We start from the raw sequence: 247 nt of genomic DNA on the forward strand, positions 1-247 counted from the left end.
GCGTACAGCCGAGATCCTGCGCCGCTTCGATCAGCGTGTCGTCCATCTTCTCCAGCGCGGAATAGAGCGGCAAGATCATGAAGGGCAGATAGGAATAGACCATGCCGATATAGACGGCCGTATTGGTGTTGAGGACGACAAGCGGTTCGTGGATGATGCCGAGCGCCATCAACAGCTGGTTCAGCAGACCCGTGGTGCTGAGGATCGACATCCAGGAATAGACGCGGATCAGGAAGCTCGTCCAGAA

1 protein-coding gene is annotated in these 247 nt (G+C 56.7%); it reads right to left on the reverse strand.

The annotated features are described in order from the left end of the window. A partial coding sequence (locus ACPYOG_RS20250) for an ABC transporter permease (RefSeq protein WP_481295879.1) occupies positions 1-211 on the reverse strand: 211 nt, incomplete at its 3' end. Positions 212-247 lie beyond the last annotated feature (36 nt).

This window comes from Leifsonia sp. HAY1-4F, assembly GCF_056755275.1.